Source organism: Pseudomonas sp. GL_117 (assembly GCF_057835125.1).
This window is the reverse complement of record NZ_CM174418.1, coordinates 3,667,135-3,685,367: the sequence shown is the minus strand read 5'-3', so window position 1 is coordinate 3,685,367 and position 18,233 is coordinate 3,667,135. Positions and strand designations below refer to the sequence as shown.

17 protein-coding genes are annotated in these 18,233 nt (G+C 63.7%); 11 read left to right on the top strand and 6 right to left on the bottom strand.

The genetic code is table 11. The features are described 5' to 3' along the window. Positions 1 to 37: 37 nt before the first annotated feature. Both AC3ISR_RS16575 and AC3ISR_RS16570 read left to right on the top strand, forming a co-directional pair. Positions 38 to 517, top strand: a complete 480-nt coding sequence (locus AC3ISR_RS16575; RefSeq protein WP_192296434.1) for an L-2-amino-thiazoline-4-carboxylic acid hydrolase — start codon at positions 38 to 40, stop codon at positions 515 to 517. Further along, positions 510 to 1,745 (top strand): Zn-dependent hydrolase, encoded by a 1,236-nt coding sequence (locus tag AC3ISR_RS16570; protein WP_463984822.1) that lies wholly within the window; start codon positions 510 to 512, stop codon positions 1,743 to 1,745. The genes AC3ISR_RS16575 and AC3ISR_RS16570 overlap by 8 nt, the downstream gene beginning before the upstream one ends. 126 nt (positions 1,746 to 1,871) lie before the next feature. On the opposite strand, the gene AC3ISR_RS16565 is transcribed toward AC3ISR_RS16570, so the two are convergent. Further along, a complete protein-coding gene (locus tag AC3ISR_RS16565) occupies positions 1,872 to 2,660 on the bottom strand; it encodes an AraC family transcriptional regulator (protein ID WP_192296432.1) in 789 nt (262 codons plus the stop codon). 84 nt (positions 2,661 to 2,744) lie between these two features. Between AC3ISR_RS16565 and AC3ISR_RS16560 the strand changes: the two genes are divergently transcribed. The 4 genes from AC3ISR_RS16560 (at position 2,745) to aqpZ (ending at position 6,280) form a co-directional block, all read left to right on the top strand. Then, on the top strand, positions 2,745 to 3,743 hold the full coding sequence (locus AC3ISR_RS16560; RefSeq protein ID WP_192296431.1) for a bile acid:sodium symporter family protein: 999 nt from the start codon (positions 2,745 to 2,747) through the stop codon (positions 3,741 to 3,743). Positions 3,744 to 3,829: 86 nt separating this feature from the next. Then, positions 3,830 to 4,192: a type 1 fimbrial protein gene (locus AC3ISR_RS16555; RefSeq protein WP_463984823.1), complete on the top strand. Its 363-nt coding sequence runs from the start codon at positions 3,830 to 3,832 to the stop codon at positions 4,190 to 4,192. A 123-nt stretch (positions 4,193 to 4,315) separates the two neighbouring features. Further along, positions 4,316 to 5,500 (top strand): sugar transporter, encoded by a 1,185-nt coding sequence (locus AC3ISR_RS16550; RefSeq protein ID WP_192296429.1) that lies wholly within the window; start codon positions 4,316 to 4,318, stop codon positions 5,498 to 5,500. A 90-nt stretch (positions 5,501 to 5,590) separates the two neighbouring features. After that, entirely contained in the window at positions 5,591 to 6,280 is a 690-nt protein-coding gene (gene aqpZ / locus AC3ISR_RS16545) for an aquaporin Z (protein ID WP_489324379.1), read from the top strand. Between the two features lie 573 nt (positions 6,281 to 6,853). Here the strand turns inward: aqpZ and AC3ISR_RS16540 are convergent. After that, positions 6,854 to 7,798 carry an aliphatic sulfonate ABC transporter substrate-binding protein gene (locus AC3ISR_RS16540; RefSeq protein WP_463984824.1) on the bottom strand — a complete coding sequence of 315 codons (945 nt, stop codon included), beginning with the start codon at positions 7,796 to 7,798 and terminating at the stop codon, positions 6,854 to 6,856. A 239-nt stretch (positions 7,799 to 8,037) separates the two neighbouring features. Between AC3ISR_RS16540 and AC3ISR_RS16535 the strand changes: the two genes are divergently transcribed. Genes AC3ISR_RS16535 through AC3ISR_RS16525 form a run of 3 tightly spaced genes read left to right on the top strand, consistent with a single transcriptional unit; the run spans position 8,038 to position 10,854 of the window. Beyond that, positions 8,038 to 9,096, top strand: a complete 1,059-nt coding sequence (locus AC3ISR_RS16535; RefSeq protein ID WP_463984825.1) for an ABC transporter substrate-binding protein — start codon at positions 8,038 to 8,040, stop codon at positions 9,094 to 9,096. Next, positions 9,083 to 10,072, top strand: a complete 990-nt coding sequence (locus tag AC3ISR_RS16530) for an ABC transporter permease (protein ID WP_463984826.1) — start codon at positions 9,083 to 9,085, stop codon at positions 10,070 to 10,072. Before AC3ISR_RS16535 ends, AC3ISR_RS16530 begins: the two co-directional genes overlap by 14 nt. Beyond that, complete coding sequence (locus tag AC3ISR_RS16525) at positions 10,066 to 10,854, top strand: ABC transporter ATP-binding protein (protein ID WP_192296424.1); 789 nt, start codon at positions 10,066 to 10,068, stop codon at positions 10,852 to 10,854. The genes AC3ISR_RS16530 and AC3ISR_RS16525 overlap by 7 nt, the downstream gene beginning before the upstream one ends. A gap of 256 nt (positions 10,855 to 11,110) precedes the next feature. On the opposite strand, the gene AC3ISR_RS16520 is transcribed toward AC3ISR_RS16525, so the two are convergent. Both AC3ISR_RS16520 and AC3ISR_RS16515 read right to left on the bottom strand, forming a co-directional pair. Next, positions 11,111 to 11,458 carry a hypothetical protein gene (locus tag AC3ISR_RS16520; protein WP_463984827.1) on the bottom strand — a complete coding sequence of 116 codons (348 nt, stop codon included), beginning with the start codon at positions 11,456 to 11,458 and terminating at the stop codon, positions 11,111 to 11,113. 146 nt (positions 11,459 to 11,604) lie between these two features. Beyond that, the gene (locus tag AC3ISR_RS16515) at positions 11,605 to 12,327 is read right to left on the bottom strand and encodes a pirin family protein (RefSeq protein ID WP_192296422.1); all 723 of its coding nucleotides are present in this window, start codon (positions 12,325 to 12,327) and stop codon (positions 11,605 to 11,607) included. A gap of 182 nt (positions 12,328 to 12,509) precedes the next feature. Between AC3ISR_RS16515 and AC3ISR_RS16510 the strand changes: the two genes are divergently transcribed. Together AC3ISR_RS16510 and AC3ISR_RS16505 are read left to right on the top strand one after the other, a co-directional pair. Next, on the top strand, positions 12,510 to 13,460 hold the full coding sequence (locus tag AC3ISR_RS16510) for a GlxA family transcriptional regulator (protein ID WP_192296421.1): 951 nt from the start codon (positions 12,510 to 12,512) through the stop codon (positions 13,458 to 13,460). Positions 13,461 to 13,608: 148 nt separating this feature from the next. Continuing rightward, on the top strand, positions 13,609 to 15,060 hold the full coding sequence (locus AC3ISR_RS16505) for an ATP-binding protein (RefSeq protein ID WP_192296420.1): 1,452 nt from the start codon (positions 13,609 to 13,611) through the stop codon (positions 15,058 to 15,060). Here the strand turns inward: AC3ISR_RS16505 and AC3ISR_RS16500 are convergent. Continuing rightward, positions 15,007 to 17,769, bottom strand: coding sequence for an ATP-binding protein (locus AC3ISR_RS16500; protein WP_463984828.1), 2,763 nt, complete (start codon positions 17,767 to 17,769; stop codon positions 15,007 to 15,009). The two genes, AC3ISR_RS16505 and AC3ISR_RS16500, sit on opposite strands and share 54 nt — an antisense overlap. Positions 17,770 to 17,827: 58 nt before the next feature. Then, the gene (locus tag AC3ISR_RS16495) at positions 17,828 to 18,226 is read right to left on the bottom strand and encodes a helix-turn-helix domain-containing protein (protein WP_192296418.1); all 399 of its coding nucleotides are present in this window, start codon (positions 18,224 to 18,226) and stop codon (positions 17,828 to 17,830) included. Positions 18,227 to 18,233 lie beyond the last annotated feature (7 nt).

The window sequence follows — 18,233 nt, the reverse complement described above, 5'->3', positions numbered from 1 at the left end:
CCGCTCACTACAGGTTTATGTTTTTTGGAGGTGGACAATGAGCAAACTGGAAGGTGAACTGGGCATCCTTGCCCGGCGGCGGATCGAGGCCGAAATCATCAAGCCGATCTACGAGATCTTGAAGCGCGAGCAGGGCAAGGACTTTGCCGCCGCCGTGATCGGCGAAGCCGTGGGCAATGCGGCGATCCAGGCGGGCAAGCATTTTGCCGCGCTGGAACAGCAGGCTGACCTCAAGAGCTTCGTCGAGCTGCAAGTGCTCTGGGAAAAGGACGACGCGCTGAAAGTCGAGATCATCGCCAGCGACGCCGAGCGCTATGACTACGACGTCAAGCGCTGCCGCTACGCCGAGATGTACACCGAAATGGGCCTGGGCGAAATCGGCCACCTGTTGTCGTGCAACCGCGACGAGCTGTTTATCGTCGGCTACAACCCGGACATCGAACTGACCCGCACCCAGACCATCATGGGCGGCGATCACCGCTGCGACTTCCGCTACCGGGCCAAGCCCCATGAGTAACCTGGCGCGGGTGAACGGCAAGCGTCTGTGGGACTCGCTGATGGACATGGCGCAAATCGGCGCCACCGAAAAGGGCGGCGTCTCGCGCCTGGCGCTGACCGATGAAGACCGCCGCGGTCGCGACCTGTTCGTGCAGTGGTGCACGGCCGCCGGGTGCAGCATCCGTGTGGACGCCATGGGCAACATCTTCGCCCGCCGCGCCGGGCGCCAGAATCATCTGGCCTCAGTGCTGACCGGCTCCCATGGCGACTCGCAACCCTTCGGCGGCAAGTACGACGGCATCTACGGCGTGCTCGCCGGGCTGGAAGTGCTGCGAACCTTAAATGACCTGGGTATCGAGACCGAGCGGCCGATTGAAGTGGTCAACTGGACCAACGAAGAGGGCTCGCGTTTTGCCCCAGCCATGATTTCGTCCGGCGTTTACGCGGGCGTGTTTGACCTGGAATACGGCCTGTCCCGTGCCGACAAAAACGGCGTGAGCATCGGCCAGGCTTTGCAGCAGATCGGCTACGCCGGGCCCGAACCTGTAGGCGGCCAGGCAGTGCATGCGGCGTTTGAACTGCACATCGAACAAGGCCCGATCCTTGAAGCGCAAGGCATCACCATCGGCGTCGTCACCGGTGCCCAGGGCCAGCGTTGGTATGAAGTTGAGCTGAGCGGCCGCAGCGCCCACGCCGGCACCACGCCGATGGACCATCGCCTGGACGCCTTGCTCGGCTTTGCCCGCGTGGTCGAGGCGGTCAACGGCCTGGGCCTGGAGCAGGGCGCTGAAGGGCGTGCCACGGTGGGCATGGCCAACATCTTCCCCAACTCGCGCAACGTGGTGCCGGGGCGGGTGTTTTTCAGCGTGGAATTCCGCCACCCGGATGAAGCGGTACTGGCGCGCCAGGATCAGCAGTTGCGTGATGCGGTGGCACAGATTGCCGACGGGATTGGTTTGCAGCACAGCGTGAAGCAGATTTTCCAATACGCACCGATTGCGTTTGATGCTGATTGCGTCGAAGTGGTGCGGGCATCGGCTGAGCGACTGGGGTACAGCCATCGGCCGATGATCTCCGGGGCCGGGCATGATGCCTGCTACCTGAACCAGGTGGCGCCGACGGCGATGATCTTTGTGCCTTGTGTGGATGGCTTGAGCCATAACGAAGCGGAGGAGATTTCGCCAGAGTGGTCGACGGCGGGAGCGGATGTGCTGCTCCAGGCCATCCTGGCCAAATCCCATATCTAACAGGCTCATGCAAACTGTGGGAGCTGGCTTGCCTGCGATAGCGCTCTACCAGCCACTATTTCTTAGCTGACCCACCGCCATCGCAGGCAAGCCAGCTCCCACAGTTTGACCTCATACACCTGTAAGTCAGCGGAAAAACTCGCCGGGCGTCGCATCAAACTGCTGGCGAAACGCATTGATAAACGCTGACGTCGACTCATACCCACACCCCAGCGCCACATCCGTGACCCGCTCGCCGCGTTCCAGGGCGGGCAGGGCGGTCAGCAAGCGCAGGCGCTGGCGCCAGGCGCGGAACGTCAGCCCGGTATCGCTCAGGAACAAGCGGCTCAGGGTCTTTTCACTCACGGCCAACTTGCGGCTCCAGTCCCCCAGGGTGGTCTGCTGTTCCGGGTGCAGGTTCAGGCTGCGGTAGATCTGGCGCAAACGCGGGTCCAGTGGCAGCGGCAGCATCAAGTCCACCTGGGGCGCTGCCGCCAGTTGGTCCAGCACCACCTGGGCCAGGCGCCCATCCGGGCCATCCTCGGCATATTCCACCGGCAATTCGCTGAAGCTGCGGATCAATTCGCGCAGCAGGCTACTGACCTCCAGCACATGGCAACGCGCATCCGCCCAGGCGGTGACGCGGCAGTCCAGGTAGAGGCTGCGCATTTCCGTGCGCGGCGAACTGAACACGCGGTGCGGCATGCCCGCCGGAATCCATACCGCGCGCTGCGGCGGGGCGACGAAGCGGCCGACGCTTGTCTGGATCTCCAGCACCCCGGCAATCGCATACGACAACTGCACCCACGGGTGACTGTGGCGGCGGGTCAGCGCACGGTTGGGCAGCGATTCGGTGCGCCCGTACACCGGCCGCGGCAGGCTGGCGAGCCCGGGTACACTGCGGCGAACGGTTTTGTCCTGTCCTTTAGGCGGCATTTGTTGGCTCATTGGCGTTAGTCGGTAACAAGCCGTTACGTTAGAGTCGTCCAGACGCTCTTGGCAACCCCGGAAGACCTACTTATGACTCGTCCGCGTTTTCTCCCTGACAACTTCACCCTGACCCTGATCGCCACGGTGATCCTCGCCTCATTGCTGCCCGCCAGCGGCCAGACCGCCGTGGCGTTTGGTTGGGTGACCAACCTGGCCATCGCGCTGCTGTTTTTCCTGCACGGCGCCAAGCTGTCGAACCAGGCGATCATTGCCGGGGCCGGGCATTGGCGTCTGCACTTGCTGGTGTTCAGCCTGACCTTTGTGCTGTTCCCGCTGCTGGGCCTGGCGCTCAAACCGCTGCTGTCGCCGCTGATCGGCAACGAGCTGTACATGGGCATGCTGTACCTCTGCGCGCTGCCGGCCACGGTGCAGTCGGCGATTGCCTTTACTTCCCTGGCGCGGGGCAATATCCCGGCGGCCATTTGCAGCGCGGCGGCGTCCAGCCTGTTTGGGATTTTCCTCACGCCGTTGCTGGTGACGCTGCTGCTCAATGTGCACGGCGAAGGCAGCAGCACCCTCGACGCCATTGTGAAAATCAGCGTGCAACTGCTGCTGCCGTTTATCGCCGGGCAGATCGCCCGCCGCTGGATTGGCGCGTGGGTGGGGCGCAACAAGGCCTGGCTGAAATTCGTCGATCAGGGTTCGATCCTGCTGGTGGTGTACGGCGCGTTCAGCGAAGCGGTCAATGAGGGGATCTGGCACCAGATCCCGCTGTGGGAACTCGGCGGCCTGGTGGTGGCGTGCTGCGTGTTGCTGGCCCTGGTGCTGGTGGCCTCGACGGTGCTGGCCAAGGCCTTTGGCTTCAACCAGGAAGACCGCATCACCATCCTGTTCTGCGGCTCGAAGAAAAGCCTGGCGACCGGGGTGCCGATGGCCCAGGTGTTGTTCGCCGGGGCGAGCATGGGCGTGCTGATCCTGCCGTTGATGCTGTTTCACCAGATCCAGCTGATGGTGTGTGCGGCGTTGGCGCAGCGCTATGCGAATCGGCCGGAGTCGATTCCGGAGTTGATGGGGCAGGTGGACCCGTAATTTTTCCTTCAGATGCTGACGAGTAGCCTCAAGTAAATTCGGGGCCAGACGACATTCTTGTTAACAACCCAAGAAGGAATGTCGTCATGAACAACGTTATGCGTTTGTCAGTGCTCACCGGCTTTCTTGCAATGTGGACGGGGGTGAGCATGGCTGCACCCTCCGGTGTCATCCGGTTTTCCGGCAGTGTGGTCATGCCGGGTTGTGAGTCGGCTGCGGTGGGCGGCCGGACGCTGGAGTTGAAGGGCTGCCCGCTGGCCAGTCGCGGCAGCGGGTTTGATGTGCGTTCGGTCGGCAGCGTCAAGGCGCTGGGCAATGCGCCAGCCAACGTCAAATTGGTGAGCGACAGCGGCGACGGGCGTTATTACGACCAACGGTATGAGCTGGTCGACGCCGCTGGAAAGCCGATTCAGTCCGGGCTCTACGTGGTCACCATGACCGCGCCATGACGAAATTGATGGATTTTTGATTCGGAACAGCGCCAACAGCCGGGCCAGAAACCTATAGAATGCCCGGCGGCGGCGCTTGTCCTGGGTGGCCGTCTGATCATCGTCCGAGTACCGCGCCCTTCAATGAGCCATTCAGCTGCAACTCCCCAAGCCAACTGGCAACCGGTCTTCGCCCTCGCGTTGGCCGCCTTTGTGTTCAACACCACCGAATTCGTGCCCGTCGGGTTGCTCAGCGCCATCGGCGCCAGCTTTGACATGCCGGTGTCCAGCGTCGGCCTGATGCTGACCATCTACGCATGGATCGTGTCGCTGACGTCGCTGCCGGTGATGCTGCTGACCCGCAACGTCGAACGGCGCAAGCTGCTGATCGTGCTGTTCGGCCTGTTTATTGCCAGTCATGTGCTGTCCAGCGTCGCCACCAGCTTTGGCCTGTTGATGGTCAGTCGCGTCGGCATCGCTTTGTCCCATGCGTTGTTCTGGTCGATCACCGCCTCGCTCGCCGTGCGCCTGGCGCCGGAAGGCAAGCAGGTGCAGGCCCTCGGCCTGTTGGCCACCGGCACCTCCTTGGCCATGGTATTGGGGATTCCGCTGGGTCGCCTGCTCGGCGAAGCCATGGGCTGGCGCACCACTTTCCTGGTGATCGGCGCGTTCGCCGCGGCCCTGGTGTTCTGGCTGGCGCGCACCTTGCCGCTATTGCCAAGCCAGAACTCCGGCTCGCTGCGCAGCCTGCCGCTGTTGTTCAAACGCCCGGCGCTGGTGGCGCTCTACGTGCTCACCGCGCTGACGGTGACCGCGCAATTCACCGCCTACAGCTACATCGAGCCCTTCGTCGAAGGCGTGGCCGGCATGAGCGGCAGTGCGGTGACCCTGATCCTGCTGGTCTTCGGTGGTGCGGGCATCATCGGCTCGCTGTTGTTCAGCCTGGTGCACCGCCTCAACCCGCACCTGTTCGTGGTCGGCGCAGTGTCCATCCTCGCTGCGTGCCTGGCGCTGATGCTGCCGTTGAGCGGTGCTGAATCCTACCTCGTCGGCCTGAGCATCTTCTGGGGCATGGCGATCATGGGCTTCGGCCTGGCGATGCAGTCCAAGGTGCTGGTCCTCGCACCGGACGCCACCGACGTGGCCATGGCGATGTTCTCCGGCATCTACAACATCGGCATCGGCGGCGGCGCCCTGATGGGCAGTTGGGTCGGCAGCCAGTTCGGCTTCGCCTGGATCGGCGCGGCGGGCGGGTTGTTGGCGGCGCTGGCGTTGGTTGGGTATTGCCTGGCGATTCGGCGGTTTGGGCAGGGTGTGCCACACGGCTAAAACCGGACAAGTCTTATAGGGCGCCTCAAGACCCATTGCTACCGTCACCCGGGACCGCCCACGTCCTGTGGTGGCGGCACGTGAACAGCAATGGAGTCGATTGTGCAAAAGCGTTTGACCGCAGAGTTTCTCGGTACTTTCTGGCTGACCTTTGGCGGCTGTGGCAGCGCCATCCTGGCGGCGGCCTTTCCGGAGTTGGGCATTGGGTTTGTCGGCGTATCCCTGGCGTTCGGCCTCACGGTGCTGACCATGGCCTATGCGGTGGGCGGCATCTCGGGCGGGCATTTCAACCCGGCGGTGACGGTTGGCCTATGGGCCGGGCGGCGGATGGCCGGCGTGGACGTGTTGCCATACCTCGCCGCGCAAGTCAGCGCGGCGATCGTTGCGGCTGCAGCGTTGTACCTGATTGCCAACGGGCAGCCAGGCTTTACCGCGGGTGGTTTTGCCGCCAACGGCTACGGGCCCTTGAGTCCAGGCCAGTTCGATATGAAAGCCGCGCTGCTGGCCGAATTGATCGCCACGTTCTTCTTTGTGTTCATCATCATGCGCGTGACCGCTCCGGGCGCGGTGCCAGGGTTTGCAACGATTGCGATTGGCTTGGCACTGACCCTGATTCACTTGGTGCTGATCCCGGTGACCAACACGTCGGTGAACCCGGCACGCAGCACCGGGCCGGCACTGTTTGCGGGGGGGGAGTACATCGCGCAGTTATGGCTGTTCTGGCTGGCGCCGATGGTGGGCGGGGTGTTGGGGGCGGTGGCGGCGCGTAGGTTGCAGTAGTAAGCGGGCTTGCCCCGATACAAACCGGGGACATCGTTTACATATCTAACCGGGGACATGGTTTACAGGTTAATACGCATGATCAGGAGGTAACTGATCATGCCCTGGAACCAACAGTCCCACCGCCTTCGCAGCCTCACTAAAGTTCGACAGCTCCCACAGGAGATTGGCAGTGTCAGGGCGACCTCCGGCCGAACACTGACAGCCCGGCACCGCCGATCACCTGTGGGAGCGGGCTTGCCCGCGAAAGCGCGGGTTCAGCCAACACCTCCACCAACAGTCCCACCGCCTTCGCAGCCTCACTAAAGTGCGACAGCTCCCACAGGAGATTGGCAGTGTCTGGGCGACCTCCGGCCGAACACTGACAGCCCGGCACCGCCGATCACCTGTGGGAGCGGGCTTGCCCGCGAAAGCGCGGGTTCAGCCAACACCTCCACCAACAGTCCCACCGCCTTCGTAGCCTCACTAAAGTTCGACAGCTCCCACAAGGACTGGCAGTGCCCGGACGATCTCCAGCAAGCGCCTAATGCCCTTCGCGTCCTAGCACCCAAGCCCGTTCCACAGTTGACCCGGTTACGGCTTCCAGGTGTCGACATCCTTGGCATCCACGGATTTGGGGAGCAAGCCCGCCTTGAAGAACGCATCGGCAATCTTCTGCTGTTCACCCAACTGCTCGACCGTCACCGGCTGCACCAGGTAGCTGCGGTGCGCATTCGCCGCTTCCACCGTGGCGACATCCAGGTTGCCCCACAGCGGGCCGAGCGCTTTTGCTGCGTCCTGCGGGTTGCTCTTCACCCATTTCCCGGCTTTTTCCAACTGCTCATACACCACCTTCAACACCTCGGGATGGGCCTTGGCGTACGGGGTGCCGGTCAGGTAGTAACGCTTGTAGCTGGCCAGCCCGCTGCCGTCCGTGAGGGTGCGGGTCGGCAGTTGGCGCTGCACGCCGGTGAGGAAGGGTTCCCAGGTGACCCAGGCATCCACCTTATTGTTCTCGAACGCGGCGCGGCCGTCGGCGGGGGACAGGTAGGCGGGCTCGATGTCGGCGAATGCCAACCCGGCCTTGGCCAGTGCGGCGATCAGCAAATAGTGGGTACCGGCGGCCTTGGTCACCGCGATTTTCTTGCCTTTCAAATCGCTGAGCTGCTGGATCGGCGAGTCCTTGCGCACCACGATGGCCTGGGCCGAAGGCGAGGGCGCTTCCTGGGCGAAGTAGGTGAGTTTGGCCTGGGCCGCCTGGGCGAAGATCGGCACGGTGTCGGCGACGTCGGCGCTGATGTCGACGTTGCCCACATTCAACGCTTCGAGCAGCGGCAGGCCACTGGGGAACTCGTGCCAGGACACGTCAATGTGTTCAGCCTTGAGGGCTGTTTCCAAGGTGCCCTGGGTCTTCAACAGAGTGATCAGGGTGGACGACTTCTGATAACCGATACGCAGGGTCTCCTGGGCTTCGGCACTGATCGCAACGCAGAGGGCCAACAGCCCGAATGCAGCGGCGAGGGGGCGACGGATAGACATGGCAGGCTCGATCTTCAACGGAATGCGGCCAATCTTAAAGTTCTAAAAACTATTCGATAAATACTCTTTCGATCTTAGCTTAGGGCACTTTTTCCGCGATCCGACGAATCGGGCATAACCATAGAATTATAGGGTCCTTTCATAATCATCCGTCATTAATATAATTGAAAGCGATTTATTTTCGAGCCCTGTGCAATTTTTGGCATATGGCTGCTGGCCTCTTTGAAGGGAAACTCTCCATGGCTGCATTCGACCATTTGACCCGTCGCCACTTGCTCGGCATGGCCGGCATCACCCTGGCCGGCCTGACGCTGCCGCACCTGGCTTTCGGTGCCGACGAACACGCCGGCCACCACACGCCGCAGGAGCCTTCGGGCACTGGCGATTTCATCCGCCTCGACGCCCCGCGCAAACTCAAGCTGGCCGTCAACCTCAACGCCGTGTGCCTGGCTCCGGTGGTGATCGCCCACGGGCAGGGCTTTTTCACCCGGCACAACCTGGACGTGGAATTGGTCAACTTCGGCAACTCCACCGAGGTGCTGCTGGAGGCCATCGCCACCGGCAAGGCCGATGCGGGCGTGGGCATGGCGCTGCGTTGGCTCAAGGCACTGGAGCAGGGCTTCGACGTCAAACTCACCGCCGGTACCCACGGCGGTTGCCTGCGTTTGCTCAGTGCCGCGAATGGCCGTATCAGCAAGCTGGAAGACCTCAAGGGCAAGGCCATCGGCGTCACCGACATGGCCAGCCCGGACCGCAATTTCTTCTCGATCCTGCTGAAAAAACACGGCGTTGACCCGGTGCGTGACGTGGAGTGGCGCCTATACCCCGCCGACCTGCTCGGCACCGCCCTGGAGCGCGGCGAAGTGCAGGCGGTGAGCGGCAGCGACCCGTTCATGTATCGCCTGATCAAGTCCGGCGTGGCGCGGGAACTGTCCACCAACCTGGTGGAGGAATACGCCAACCTCAGTTGCTGCGTGGTCGGTGTCACCGGCAAGTTGGTGCGTGAAGACAAACGCGTGGTTGCGGCGCTGACCCAGGCGATCCTCGAAGCCCATGACTATAGCGTGCAACACCCGGAAGCGGTCGCCAAAGGCTTCCAGGCCCATGCGCTGAACACTTCGGTGGAAGAAGTGCAGGCGATCCTTCACGACCACACCCACGGCCACCACGCGGTGGGCGCGGCGTTGACCGAGGAAATCCTGACTTACGTCACCGACCTGAAAACCGTCGAAGTGATCAGCAAGAGCACTGACCCGGCGGAGTTTGCCAAGGAGATCACCGCCGATGTCTTCAGCTGACGCGACAACCCTCAACCCGCCGCTGACATTCAAGGCCTGGGGGCAGGGCGCCGCCGTAGTGGCGGCCTGGCTGGCCGTCGCGCTGTTGATCAGCTACTGGCCCAACGCGGTGCGCCATTGGCCGATGACCCAAGGCTTGGCGAATCTCTGCGTGGGTCTGGCGGTCTTGTTCGTTGTGCTGAGCCTGCTCGGTCTGCGTATCGCCAAACTGGGCCAGCGCCTGCGTACTGGCGCGCCGTGGCTGATCGCCTTGCCGGTGCTGCTGGGCATCTGGGAGCTGCTCACCGCCAAACTCGCGCTCCTTCCGGTGCCGTTTTTTGCACCACCCCAGGCCTTGCTCGCGGTGTACGTCGAAGACTACGCGCGCCTGGCCGACAGCCTGCTCAACTCCGCGTTGCTGCTCGGTTCGGGCGTGGCGCTGGGGGCGATCAGCGGGTTTATCGCCGGTGTCGCCATCGGTTGGTCAACGCGTATTGGCTATTGGTTGCACCCGCTGCTGCGCATCCTTGGCCCGGTGCCGTCGACGGCGTTGTTGCCGCTGTGCTTTTTCCTGTTTCCGAGCAGTTGGAGCGCGAGTGTGTTTCTGATCGCGCTGGCCACCTGGTTTCCGGTCACGGTGCTGACCTGGTCCGGTGTGGCCAGCGTGGACAAGGCCTATTACGACGTGGCACGCACCCTCGGCGCCAAGCAAGGCTTCCTGATTTTCAAAGTGGCGATTCCGGCGGCGCTGCCCCACGTATTCGTCGGTTTGTTCATGGGCTTGGGCGCCTCGTTTTCGACCCTGGTGGTGGCGGAAATGATGGGGGTCAAATCCGGCATCGGCTGGTATCTGCAATGGGCCCAAGGCTGGGCTGCTTACGCGAATATGTACGCCGCACTGTTGATCATGGCATTGGCCTGTTCGGGGTTGATCACCGGGTTGTTCCTGGTGCGTGACCGTTTGCTGGCCTGGCAGAAAGGAGCGATGAAATGGTAGCCCTGGCACACGCGGTATCGGCGTCGACGGGATTGGCGCTGCGCATCGACAACCTCAGCCACGGTTTTGCCCTGGACGGCGAGCATTTGCCGGTGTTGGAACGGGTGTCGCTGGACGTGGCGCCGGGGGAATTCGTCGCACTGCTCGGTCCTTCCGGCTGCGGCAAATCCACCCTGCTGCGCTTGGTCGCCGGGCTGGAACCGGCGGATTCCGGGCGCTTGCTCGCCGACGGCGCCCCCATCACCGGGCCGGACCCGAGCCGCGTGGTGGTGTTCCAGGACCCGACCCTCTACCCCTGGCGCCGGGTGTGGGACAACGTTGCACTGGGCCTGGAGGCCCAGGGTCTGCTCAAGACGCATTCGGCCAAGGTCGATGAGGCCCTGGACAAGGTCGGCCTGCGCCAGTTCGCCCGCGCCTATCCGCGCCAGTTGTCCGGCGGCATGGCGCAGCGCGTGGCGTTGGCCCGTGCGCTGGTCAATCAACCGCGCTTGCTGATCCTCGACGAACCGCTGGGCAAGCTGGACTCCCTGACGCGCATCACCATGCAAAAAGAGTTGATCGACTTGTGGCAACGCCAGGGCTACACGGCGTTGCTGGTGACCCATGACGTGGAAGAAGCCTTGCTGCTGGCCAACCGCGTGATCGTATTCAGCGATCGCCCGGCAAAAATCCAGGCACAGTTGACCATCGAACGGCCGTACCCCAGGCATCGCGATGATCCGTATCTGGTCGACTTGCGGCGGCAGATCCTGGGCCTGCTCGGGCTGGGAGAAAACTGGTAGAAACCGACCCGAAACAGGCGGGGCCATGTAGTGAGCGGGCTTGCCCGCGCTGGGTGGCGAAGCCGCCCCAAACCCAGGCACCTCGACCTCCCTGAAACACCGCGTCGGTCGTGTTGGGGCGGCTTCGCCCCCCGGCGCGGGGCAAGCCCGCTCACTACAGGTCGTGTTTTGAGGGGGGGCAAATATCCAGGTTTATTCGGGGCGAAAAAAAACCGGCTGATCAGGCCGGTTTGGAGTACCCCGCGAACAGTGCGGGTTATACGTGGTTGCCCAGCAGACGATCCGCACCGCCTTCAGCCAGACCACGTTCCTGCAGACGATCCGCACCGCCTTCAGCCAGGCCACGTTCCTGCAGACGATCCGCACCGCCTTCGGCCAGACCACGTTCCTGCAGACGATCTGCACCGCCCTCGGCCAGACCACGTTCCTGCAGACGATCCGCACCACCTTCGGCGACACGATTTCCTTGCAGGCGATCCGCACCACCTTCGGCAACGCGGCTTTCAATCAAGCGGTCTGCACCGCCTTCAGCGACAACAGGATGAGCAAAAGCGTTTGCAGCGAGTACCGAGAAAGCGAGGCTAAGCAGGATTTGGCGTTTCATGATGGTGTGCTCCAGATGTTTAAGGTTGGGTGTTGCCGGGTATGGGTTTGATGTTACGCGTTGCATTTTTTAAGAGAACTTCATTGCGCTGATGGTGACTATCGACGCCAGCGATGGCCCGTTTCGAGGGGCCATCGCCATGCCCGTCACGGCATGCGTGGCAGTTCCTGAGGGCGCAGGTCGAACACCAGCACCTCGGCGTCGTCGCCGTGGCTGAGGTGGATTTGCTGCTCATTGCGCACTCGCGCACCGTCACCTTCGACAAAGCGCTGGCCGTTGATTTCAACGCTGCCACGGGCCACGTGGATGTAGGCGTAGCGGTCCGCTGCGAGGTCGAGGGTCGCGCTTTCGTCGCCGTTGAACAGCCCGGCATACACCCGCGCATCCTGGCGCACGTTCAGCGAACCGTCGGCGCCGTCCGGCGAGATGATCAACTGCAAGCGTCCGCGTTTCTGCGCTTCGCTGAAGTGCTCCTGCTGATAGCGCGGCTCGGCACCGACCACGTTCGGCACAATCCAGATTTGCAGGAAGTGCACGCCACGGGTCTGGCTGTGGTTGAACTCGCTGTGGGCCACGCCGCTGCCGGCGCTCATCAGTTGTACGTCGCCAGGGCGGATCACCGAGCCGGTGCCAAGGGTGTCCTTGTGTTCCAGGGCGCCTTCGAGCACATAGGAGAAAATCTCCATGTCGCGGTGCGGGTGCTGGCCGAAGCCTTTGCCGGCGGCGACGCGGTCATCGTTGATCACCAGCAGGTCGGAGAAACCCTGCTCGTTCGGGTTCCAGTAGTTGGCGAACGAGAAGGTGTGGAACGACTTCAACCAACCGTGATTGGCGGCGCCGCGTTCGGAAGCTTTGCGAAGGGTCAGCATGGTCTTGTCCTCAAGTGAGCGTTGGCTGCGAGATGCAGTGCGCTGGCGTTGAGAAGAAGGTTAATGGTTATCCGAATATTCATTAAGAAGCTGAAATTTGAATAACTGTCCCCTTGAGATTGACAATATAAGACGTGCCATAATGCCCGGCCCGTACCTTATTCGATGGATTTGCCGCCCCTATGAAAACCGTGGCCATGGCGCTGTTCCCGGACTTCCTGTTGCTCGACATGGCCGGGCCGCTCGAAGTGTTTTCGATTGCCAACCGCTACCTGCCAGTGGCCGAGCATTACCGCATCCTCACCGTCGGCACCGAGCCCGGCGCGCTACGTGCGTCCAATGGCGTGCTGGTGCAGCCCGATCTGTTGCTGGAACACGCCCACGACGCCTATGACCTGCTGCTGGTGCCCGGCGGCCCTGGTGCCTATAACGAATGCCATCCCGCGTTGCTGCCGTGGCTCAAGGCTAGCGCCCCCAAGGCGCGCCGCTTTGGTTCGATCTGCACCGGCGCGTTTGTGCTGGGGCATGCCGGGCTGCTCGACGGCCACCGCGTGACCACCCATTGGCACTACACCGAGCGGCTGATCCAGGGCTTTCCCAAGGCCATCGTCGAGACCGACCGCATTTACTTGCAGGACGGTCGCTTGATCACCTCGGGCGGCGTCACCGCCGGTATCGACCTGGCGCTGTCGGTGGTGGCCCAGGACCACGGCAAGCAGGTCGCGGTGGATGTGGCCAAGGTGCTGCTGGTGGTGATGAAACGCCAGGGCGGCCAAGCCCAGTTCAGCCCGATGACTGCTGCGGTAGCGCCTCAGGAAACGCCGATCACGCGGGTACAGAACCACGTGTTGGCGCATCTGGATCAGCCGTTCACCATCGATTCGATGGCCGATCTGGCGGGGATGAGTGCGCGCCACTTTGCCCGGGTATTTGCCAAGGACGTGCAAATGACGCCGATGGCATTTTTGCAGGGCGCGCGCATCGACCGGGCCCGCCACTTGCTCGAAACCACTGACCTGCCGCTCAAGACCGTGGCCTTCCATGCCGGCTTCGGCAGTGTGCGCTACATGCGTTCTCTGTTCAGCGAGAAACTCGGCCTCAACCCGACTCAGTACCGCCAGCAATTCAGTTAAGGGCGGTATGGCCGTCTCGCGCACTCCAATGTCCGTGTGGCTCCCCGTGCCAGCATTGTCCTGTCACGGCGAGCTGGCAAGATAGCTCCACGCCCATAAAAAAGGATGCGCAAACGCCCAAGGCCGGGTGTTTCAGCGCTTTATCGAGATGAACAATGCGCCCACGGTGAGCTTTGGCCGCTACACCTTTCACCCGCAGCAACGGCTGGTCAGCAAGGCTGGCTTTCCGGTGCCGCTGGGCGGGCGGGCGCTGGACATCCTCGCGGTGCTGCTGGAGGTGCCGGGGCAGTTTGTCAGCAAGGACACCCTGATCGCCCGCGTCTGGCCCAGCAGCGTAGTGGAGGAGAACAACCTGCGCGTGCACATTGCCGCGCTGCGCCGTGCGTTTGATGGCCAGCCGTGCATCATCAACGACCCCCAGCGCGGCTATAGCTTTGTCGCGCCGGTGCAGGGCGCTGCTCAAGTCAGCCAGTCCCGGCACAACCTGGCAGTGCGCCTCAGCCCGCTGATTGGCCGCGATGAGCTGCTGGGCGTGTTGGCGCGGCGCCTGTGCGGGCAACGCCTGATGACCCTGACCGGTTGCGCCGGCGTGGGCAAGAGCAGCCTGGCGCTGGCCCTGGCCGAACGGATGCTGCCGCGTTATCGCGACGGTGTGTGGTGGGTGGACCTGGCGACCGTGCAAGCGCCCACCCAGATGCTGCACCATCTGGCACAGGCGCTTGGCCTGGAACCCTGTGCCAGCCCCCAGGCACTGTGCAAACCCTTGGCAACGCGCCAACTGTTGCTGGTGCTCGATGGTGCCGATTTGCTGCTGAGTGCCTGTCGCCATCTGGTGCGCGCCCTGGCGCAGCACGCCCCCCGGGTCAGCGTCTTGCTCAGCAGCCGCGAAGCTCTGCAATTGCCCGGTGAGTGGGTGCAGCGCGTGCCCCGGCTACCCCTGCCGGCGCCATGTGCGTGGGGCAGTGTCGAACAGGCGATGACGGCGCCGGCGGTGCAGCTGTTTGTCGCGCGGGTGCGGGCCGGCCAGCAGGGTTTTGTGTTGCGCCCCCAGGACCTGACGCCGCTGCGCGAGATCTGCCGGCGCCTCGATGGCCTGCCATTGGCCCTGGAATTGGCGGCCGCCCAGGTCGAAGCCCTCGGCATACAGGGCGTGCAAAGCCAATTGCGCAGTGGCTTGCAGGTATTGACGCGCGGGCGCCGCACGGCGGTGGAGCGCCACCAGTCCTTCACGGCGGCTTTGGATTGGAGTTACGCACGCCTGAGCCTGCCGGAGCGCTGGCTGTTCCTGCAAATGGGCCTGTTCAAGATGGCCGTGAGCTTGCCCGTGTTGACCGAACTGGTCGCGGGCACCGAACTGGAACATGCCGACCTGGCCTATCTGCTGGCACGGCTGGTCGGCACTTCGTTGCTGGCGCAGGAACCGGGCCCTGGGCCTGCGCGCTATCGCCTGCTCAACAGCCTGCGCAGCTACGCCCTGGCGCAACTGCGCGACCCGCAGCAGGTGGCGCGTTTGCAAGCGGGCTACGGGCATTACCTGGGGCCGTTTTCAGGCCGGTCGTTTGTCCTGCAACTCGTCGAGCAGGCAGCGTACTCTGACTAGGTCCGCGGTCTCAAAGCCTTCGCTGAACCGCCCGTAAACCGATTCCAGCAGGTCACGCGCCGCCTGCACGCGCCCCTGGCTTTGCCACAACCGCGCCAACGCCGTGGCACTGCGCAGCTCCCAGGCCAGGGCGCCTTGCTGGTGCGCCAGGCCGAGGGCTTCGAGCAGCAGGCTTTCGGCGGCGCGCTTGTCGTCAAGGCTTTCGGCACGTACTCGCAGGATCTCCGCGGTGCACCAGCCGGTCAGGCCGTTGCTGGCGCGCTCGAATACTGCATCGCTCACCGCGATGGCGTTGAAGGTCAGCAGGATGTCCTCCACCAGCCCCAGGCCCTGCACGTCCGCCATCGGTAGCGTCCCGGCGTAGCAGCGTGCCCAGGTGTGGAACAGCTGCGCCGAGTGTTTCTGCGCCTGTTGCAGCAGCAAGTCCATCTGCTTGCGGGTGGCGTCGGTGTCACCGTTGTAGCGGGCGATCACCACCCCGGCCAGGGCCAGCGTGTAGCAGATCGAGGTGCCATGGTTGATCTGCAACGCCAATGCCAGCGCCTGATCGGCGGTACGTGCCGCGCGCTCCGGGAAACCGCGCAGCCACTGGATGCGTGCAAGGATCGTCAACGACGCCACGCTCTGGTCGTACTGCACACCAAAGCCATGGGTAAAACGGTTGAGATGGCCGCTCTGGGCCATGCGCTGGATCACCTGCTCGGCGTTGTGCAAGGCCAGCGCCTGGTTGCCGGCGAAGTGTTGCGCCAGCACCCGCAGGCGTTGTGCGCTGAGGTCCAGCAAGGGGTCGGCCTGGGGCCCCAATTGGTCGAAGTGCAGGCTCTGCACCAAGGCTTCGCGATAGTTGCCGCAGCACAGGCTGACCGCCATCTGGCCCGACACGGCGCGCAACTGGCCGGCCAGGTCCTTGCCAGCTTCAGCCAGGCGCCTGGCGCAGGCGAATGCCTCGATGGTTTGCGGCGTGCCGCCCTGGGTGTGATAGGAAAAACTGCCCAGCGCCAGTTGCAACGCCATGCGCAAACGCTGGCTCGGTGTGGTCGATTGGCCCAGGCGCGCCAGGGCCTTGCCCACGTACAGGCCGTGTTCGCGCAGCAGCGACAGCTCTTGCCACAACGGCATCGCGCTGACGGTGAGACGAATCCCCAGCAAATGGGCGCCCTGGTCGCCGAGGCCCCAGTCGAGGGCGGCGCGGATGTCTTCGCGCAAGGGGGCGTAGCGGTCGAGCCAGGCCTGGGTCGCGATCAGTTCCCAATCGTCCTGCGCCTGCTCCATCAGCGCCAGGCAGCGCTCGGCATGGCGCTCGCGGGTGGTGTCGAGCTCGTTGGCGCCGCTGAGTTTTTCCAGGGCGTAGGTGCGGGTGATGTCGTGCAGGTGATAGACCACCTCGTCATCGCCAGCCTCCACATTCAACAGCGACTTGGCGACTAATTGGGTGATGGAACCCAGCACTTCGAGCGGTGCGATACGCTCCCCGGCGATCACTGCCGCCGCGCTGGCCAGGCTGAAGCTACCGCGGAATACCGCGAGGCGGCGCAGGCAAATCTGCTCGCAACCCGTGAGCAGGTCGAAGCTCCAATCCAGGGTGGCGCGCAGGGTTTGTTGACGGGGCAGGGCGTTGCGGCGGCCACGGGTCAGCAGGCGGAAGTTGTCTTCCATCTGTACCCGCAAGCCTTGCAGGCCGAAGCGTTCGATCTGCGCAGCGACCAACTCGATGGCCAAGGGAATGCCATCCAGGCGCTGGCAAATATCAATCGCCAGCGGCAGTTCGGCTTCGCTCAATGCAAAGCTGTCCTGGTGGGACATGGCCCGCTCGATCAGCAGCTGCAAGGCCGGGTAGCCCAGGGCCTGGGCGCGGTTGCCGGTGGCGGGCGGGCAGGCCAGCGGTTCCAGGCGCTGCACCGATTCACCCTCGGCGCGCAACGCTTCACGGCTGGTGGCGATGATGTGCAGCTCGGGCGCGTGGCGCAGCAGGGTTTCGCTGATCAGCGCGATGTCGTCCAGCAGGTGTTCGCAGTTGTCGATCACCAGCAACAGTTGGCGCGATTGCAGGTTTCGAGCGAGGGACAGCAGTGGTTGCGCCTCGGTGAGCGTGAGGTCGAGCAGGGCGGCGAGGTTGGGCAGAATCATCGACGGCGTGCTCAGCGGCGCCAGGTCGAGCAGGCAAATGCCGTCGCGGTAATGCCCGATCAGCAACTCCGCCACCCGCAGCGCCACGGTGGTCTTGCCCATGCCGCCGGCGCCGGTCAGGGTGATGAAGCGTAGCACGGGCATCTGCTGCACCAGTGCGTCGATCAGGGCCTGGCGGCCGATCATCCGCGTGCGCCGCAGCGGCAGGTTATGGCACGGGCGCGGTGACGCACCCTCGGTGGGCAGGCTCATCGGTTCGATGCTCAGTGGTGCGACAAAACTGTAGCCGCGTTGGGCCACCGTCACGATATAGCGCTGCCCGGCCTGGCCATCGCCCAAGGCCTTGCGCAGCGCCGCCATATGCACCCGCAGGTTGCCGTCCTCCACCACGCTTTTGGGCCACACGCGGGCCATCAATTCCTGCTTGCTCACCACATTGCCGGCCTGTTCCAGCAGGACCAGCAGGATATCCACCGCGCGCCGCCCCAGGCGCAACGGCCGGCCGCCTTCCAGCACCAGGCGCTGGCGCGGGTGGATGCGGTAAGGGCCGAACTGCACGGCCTGGTCGCTGAGGTCACTCATGGGCGGCCACGTTCCTGGAAAAGGGTCTGGCCAGCATATTCCAGGCGTGTGCAGACCACTAGGCCGCAATCACCTGTGGTTTGTGACGCGATTGGTGGTTTCGCCAGGTCATCGGGTTGACGCCGACGCTGCGGGTAAACATATGGCAGAAATGCGCCTGGTCGCAGAACCCGCACTCCAGGCTAATCTGCGTCAGGCTCAAGTCGGAACCGGTGATCAGCTCCTTGGCCCGCTGGATGCGCTGCTGGCGGATCCATTCCTGGGGTGACAACCCGGTGCTGCACTTGAAGGCACGGGAGAAGTGGCTGCGCGACAGAGCGCAGGCCTGGGCCAGTTCGGCAATGGTCAGACTTTCCCCAAGGTTGGCGAGGATCAGTTGCTTGGCAATCCGTTCGCGGCGCGAGCATAGGCCGCCGGTTGCAGATAAACGGGGAGCAAGTTGCTCGAGTCGGGCCATGACGAAT

Coding starts and splice junctions, on each gene's coding strand:
- AC3ISR_RS16575 (WP_192296434.1), top strand. CDS start 38: ATGAGCAAACTGGAAGGTGAACTGGGCATCCTTGCCCGGCGGCGGATC.
- AC3ISR_RS16570 (WP_463984822.1), top strand. CDS start 510: ATGAGTAACCTGGCGCGGGTGAACGGCAAGCGTCTGTGGGACTCGCTG.
- AC3ISR_RS16565 (WP_192296432.1), bottom strand. CDS start 2,660: ATGCCGCCTAAAGGACAGGACAAAACCGTTCGCCGCAGTGTACCCGGG.
- AC3ISR_RS16560 (WP_192296431.1), top strand. CDS start 2,745: ATGACTCGTCCGCGTTTTCTCCCTGACAACTTCACCCTGACCCTGATC.
- AC3ISR_RS16555 (WP_463984823.1), top strand. CDS start 3,830: ATGAACAACGTTATGCGTTTGTCAGTGCTCACCGGCTTTCTTGCAATG.
- AC3ISR_RS16550 (WP_192296429.1), top strand. CDS start 4,316: ATGAGCCATTCAGCTGCAACTCCCCAAGCCAACTGGCAACCGGTCTTC.
- aqpZ (WP_489324379.1), top strand. CDS start 5,591: ATGGAGTCGATTGTGCAAAAGCGTTTGACCGCAGAGTTTCTCGGTACT.
- AC3ISR_RS16540 (WP_463984824.1), bottom strand. CDS start 7,798: ATGTCTATCCGTCGCCCCCTCGCCGCTGCATTCGGGCTGTTGGCCCTC.
- AC3ISR_RS16535 (WP_463984825.1), top strand. CDS start 8,038: ATGGCTGCATTCGACCATTTGACCCGTCGCCACTTGCTCGGCATGGCC.
- AC3ISR_RS16530 (WP_463984826.1), top strand. CDS start 9,083: ATGTCTTCAGCTGACGCGACAACCCTCAACCCGCCGCTGACATTCAAG.
- AC3ISR_RS16525 (WP_192296424.1), top strand. CDS start 10,066: ATGGTAGCCCTGGCACACGCGGTATCGGCGTCGACGGGATTGGCGCTG.
- AC3ISR_RS16520 (WP_463984827.1), bottom strand. CDS start 11,458: ATGAAACGCCAAATCCTGCTTAGCCTCGCTTTCTCGGTACTCGCTGCA.
- AC3ISR_RS16515 (WP_192296422.1), bottom strand. CDS start 12,327: ATGCTGACCCTTCGCAAAGCTTCCGAACGCGGCGCCGCCAATCACGGT.
- AC3ISR_RS16510 (WP_192296421.1), top strand. CDS start 12,510: ATGAAAACCGTGGCCATGGCGCTGTTCCCGGACTTCCTGTTGCTCGAC.
- AC3ISR_RS16505 (WP_192296420.1), top strand. CDS start 13,609: ATGAACAATGCGCCCACGGTGAGCTTTGGCCGCTACACCTTTCACCCG.
- AC3ISR_RS16500 (WP_463984828.1), bottom strand. CDS start 17,769: ATGAGTGACCTCAGCGACCAGGCCGTGCAGTTCGGCCCTTACCGCATC.
- AC3ISR_RS16495 (WP_192296418.1), bottom strand. CDS start 18,226: ATGGCCCGACTCGAGCAACTTGCTCCCCGTTTATCTGCAACCGGCGGC.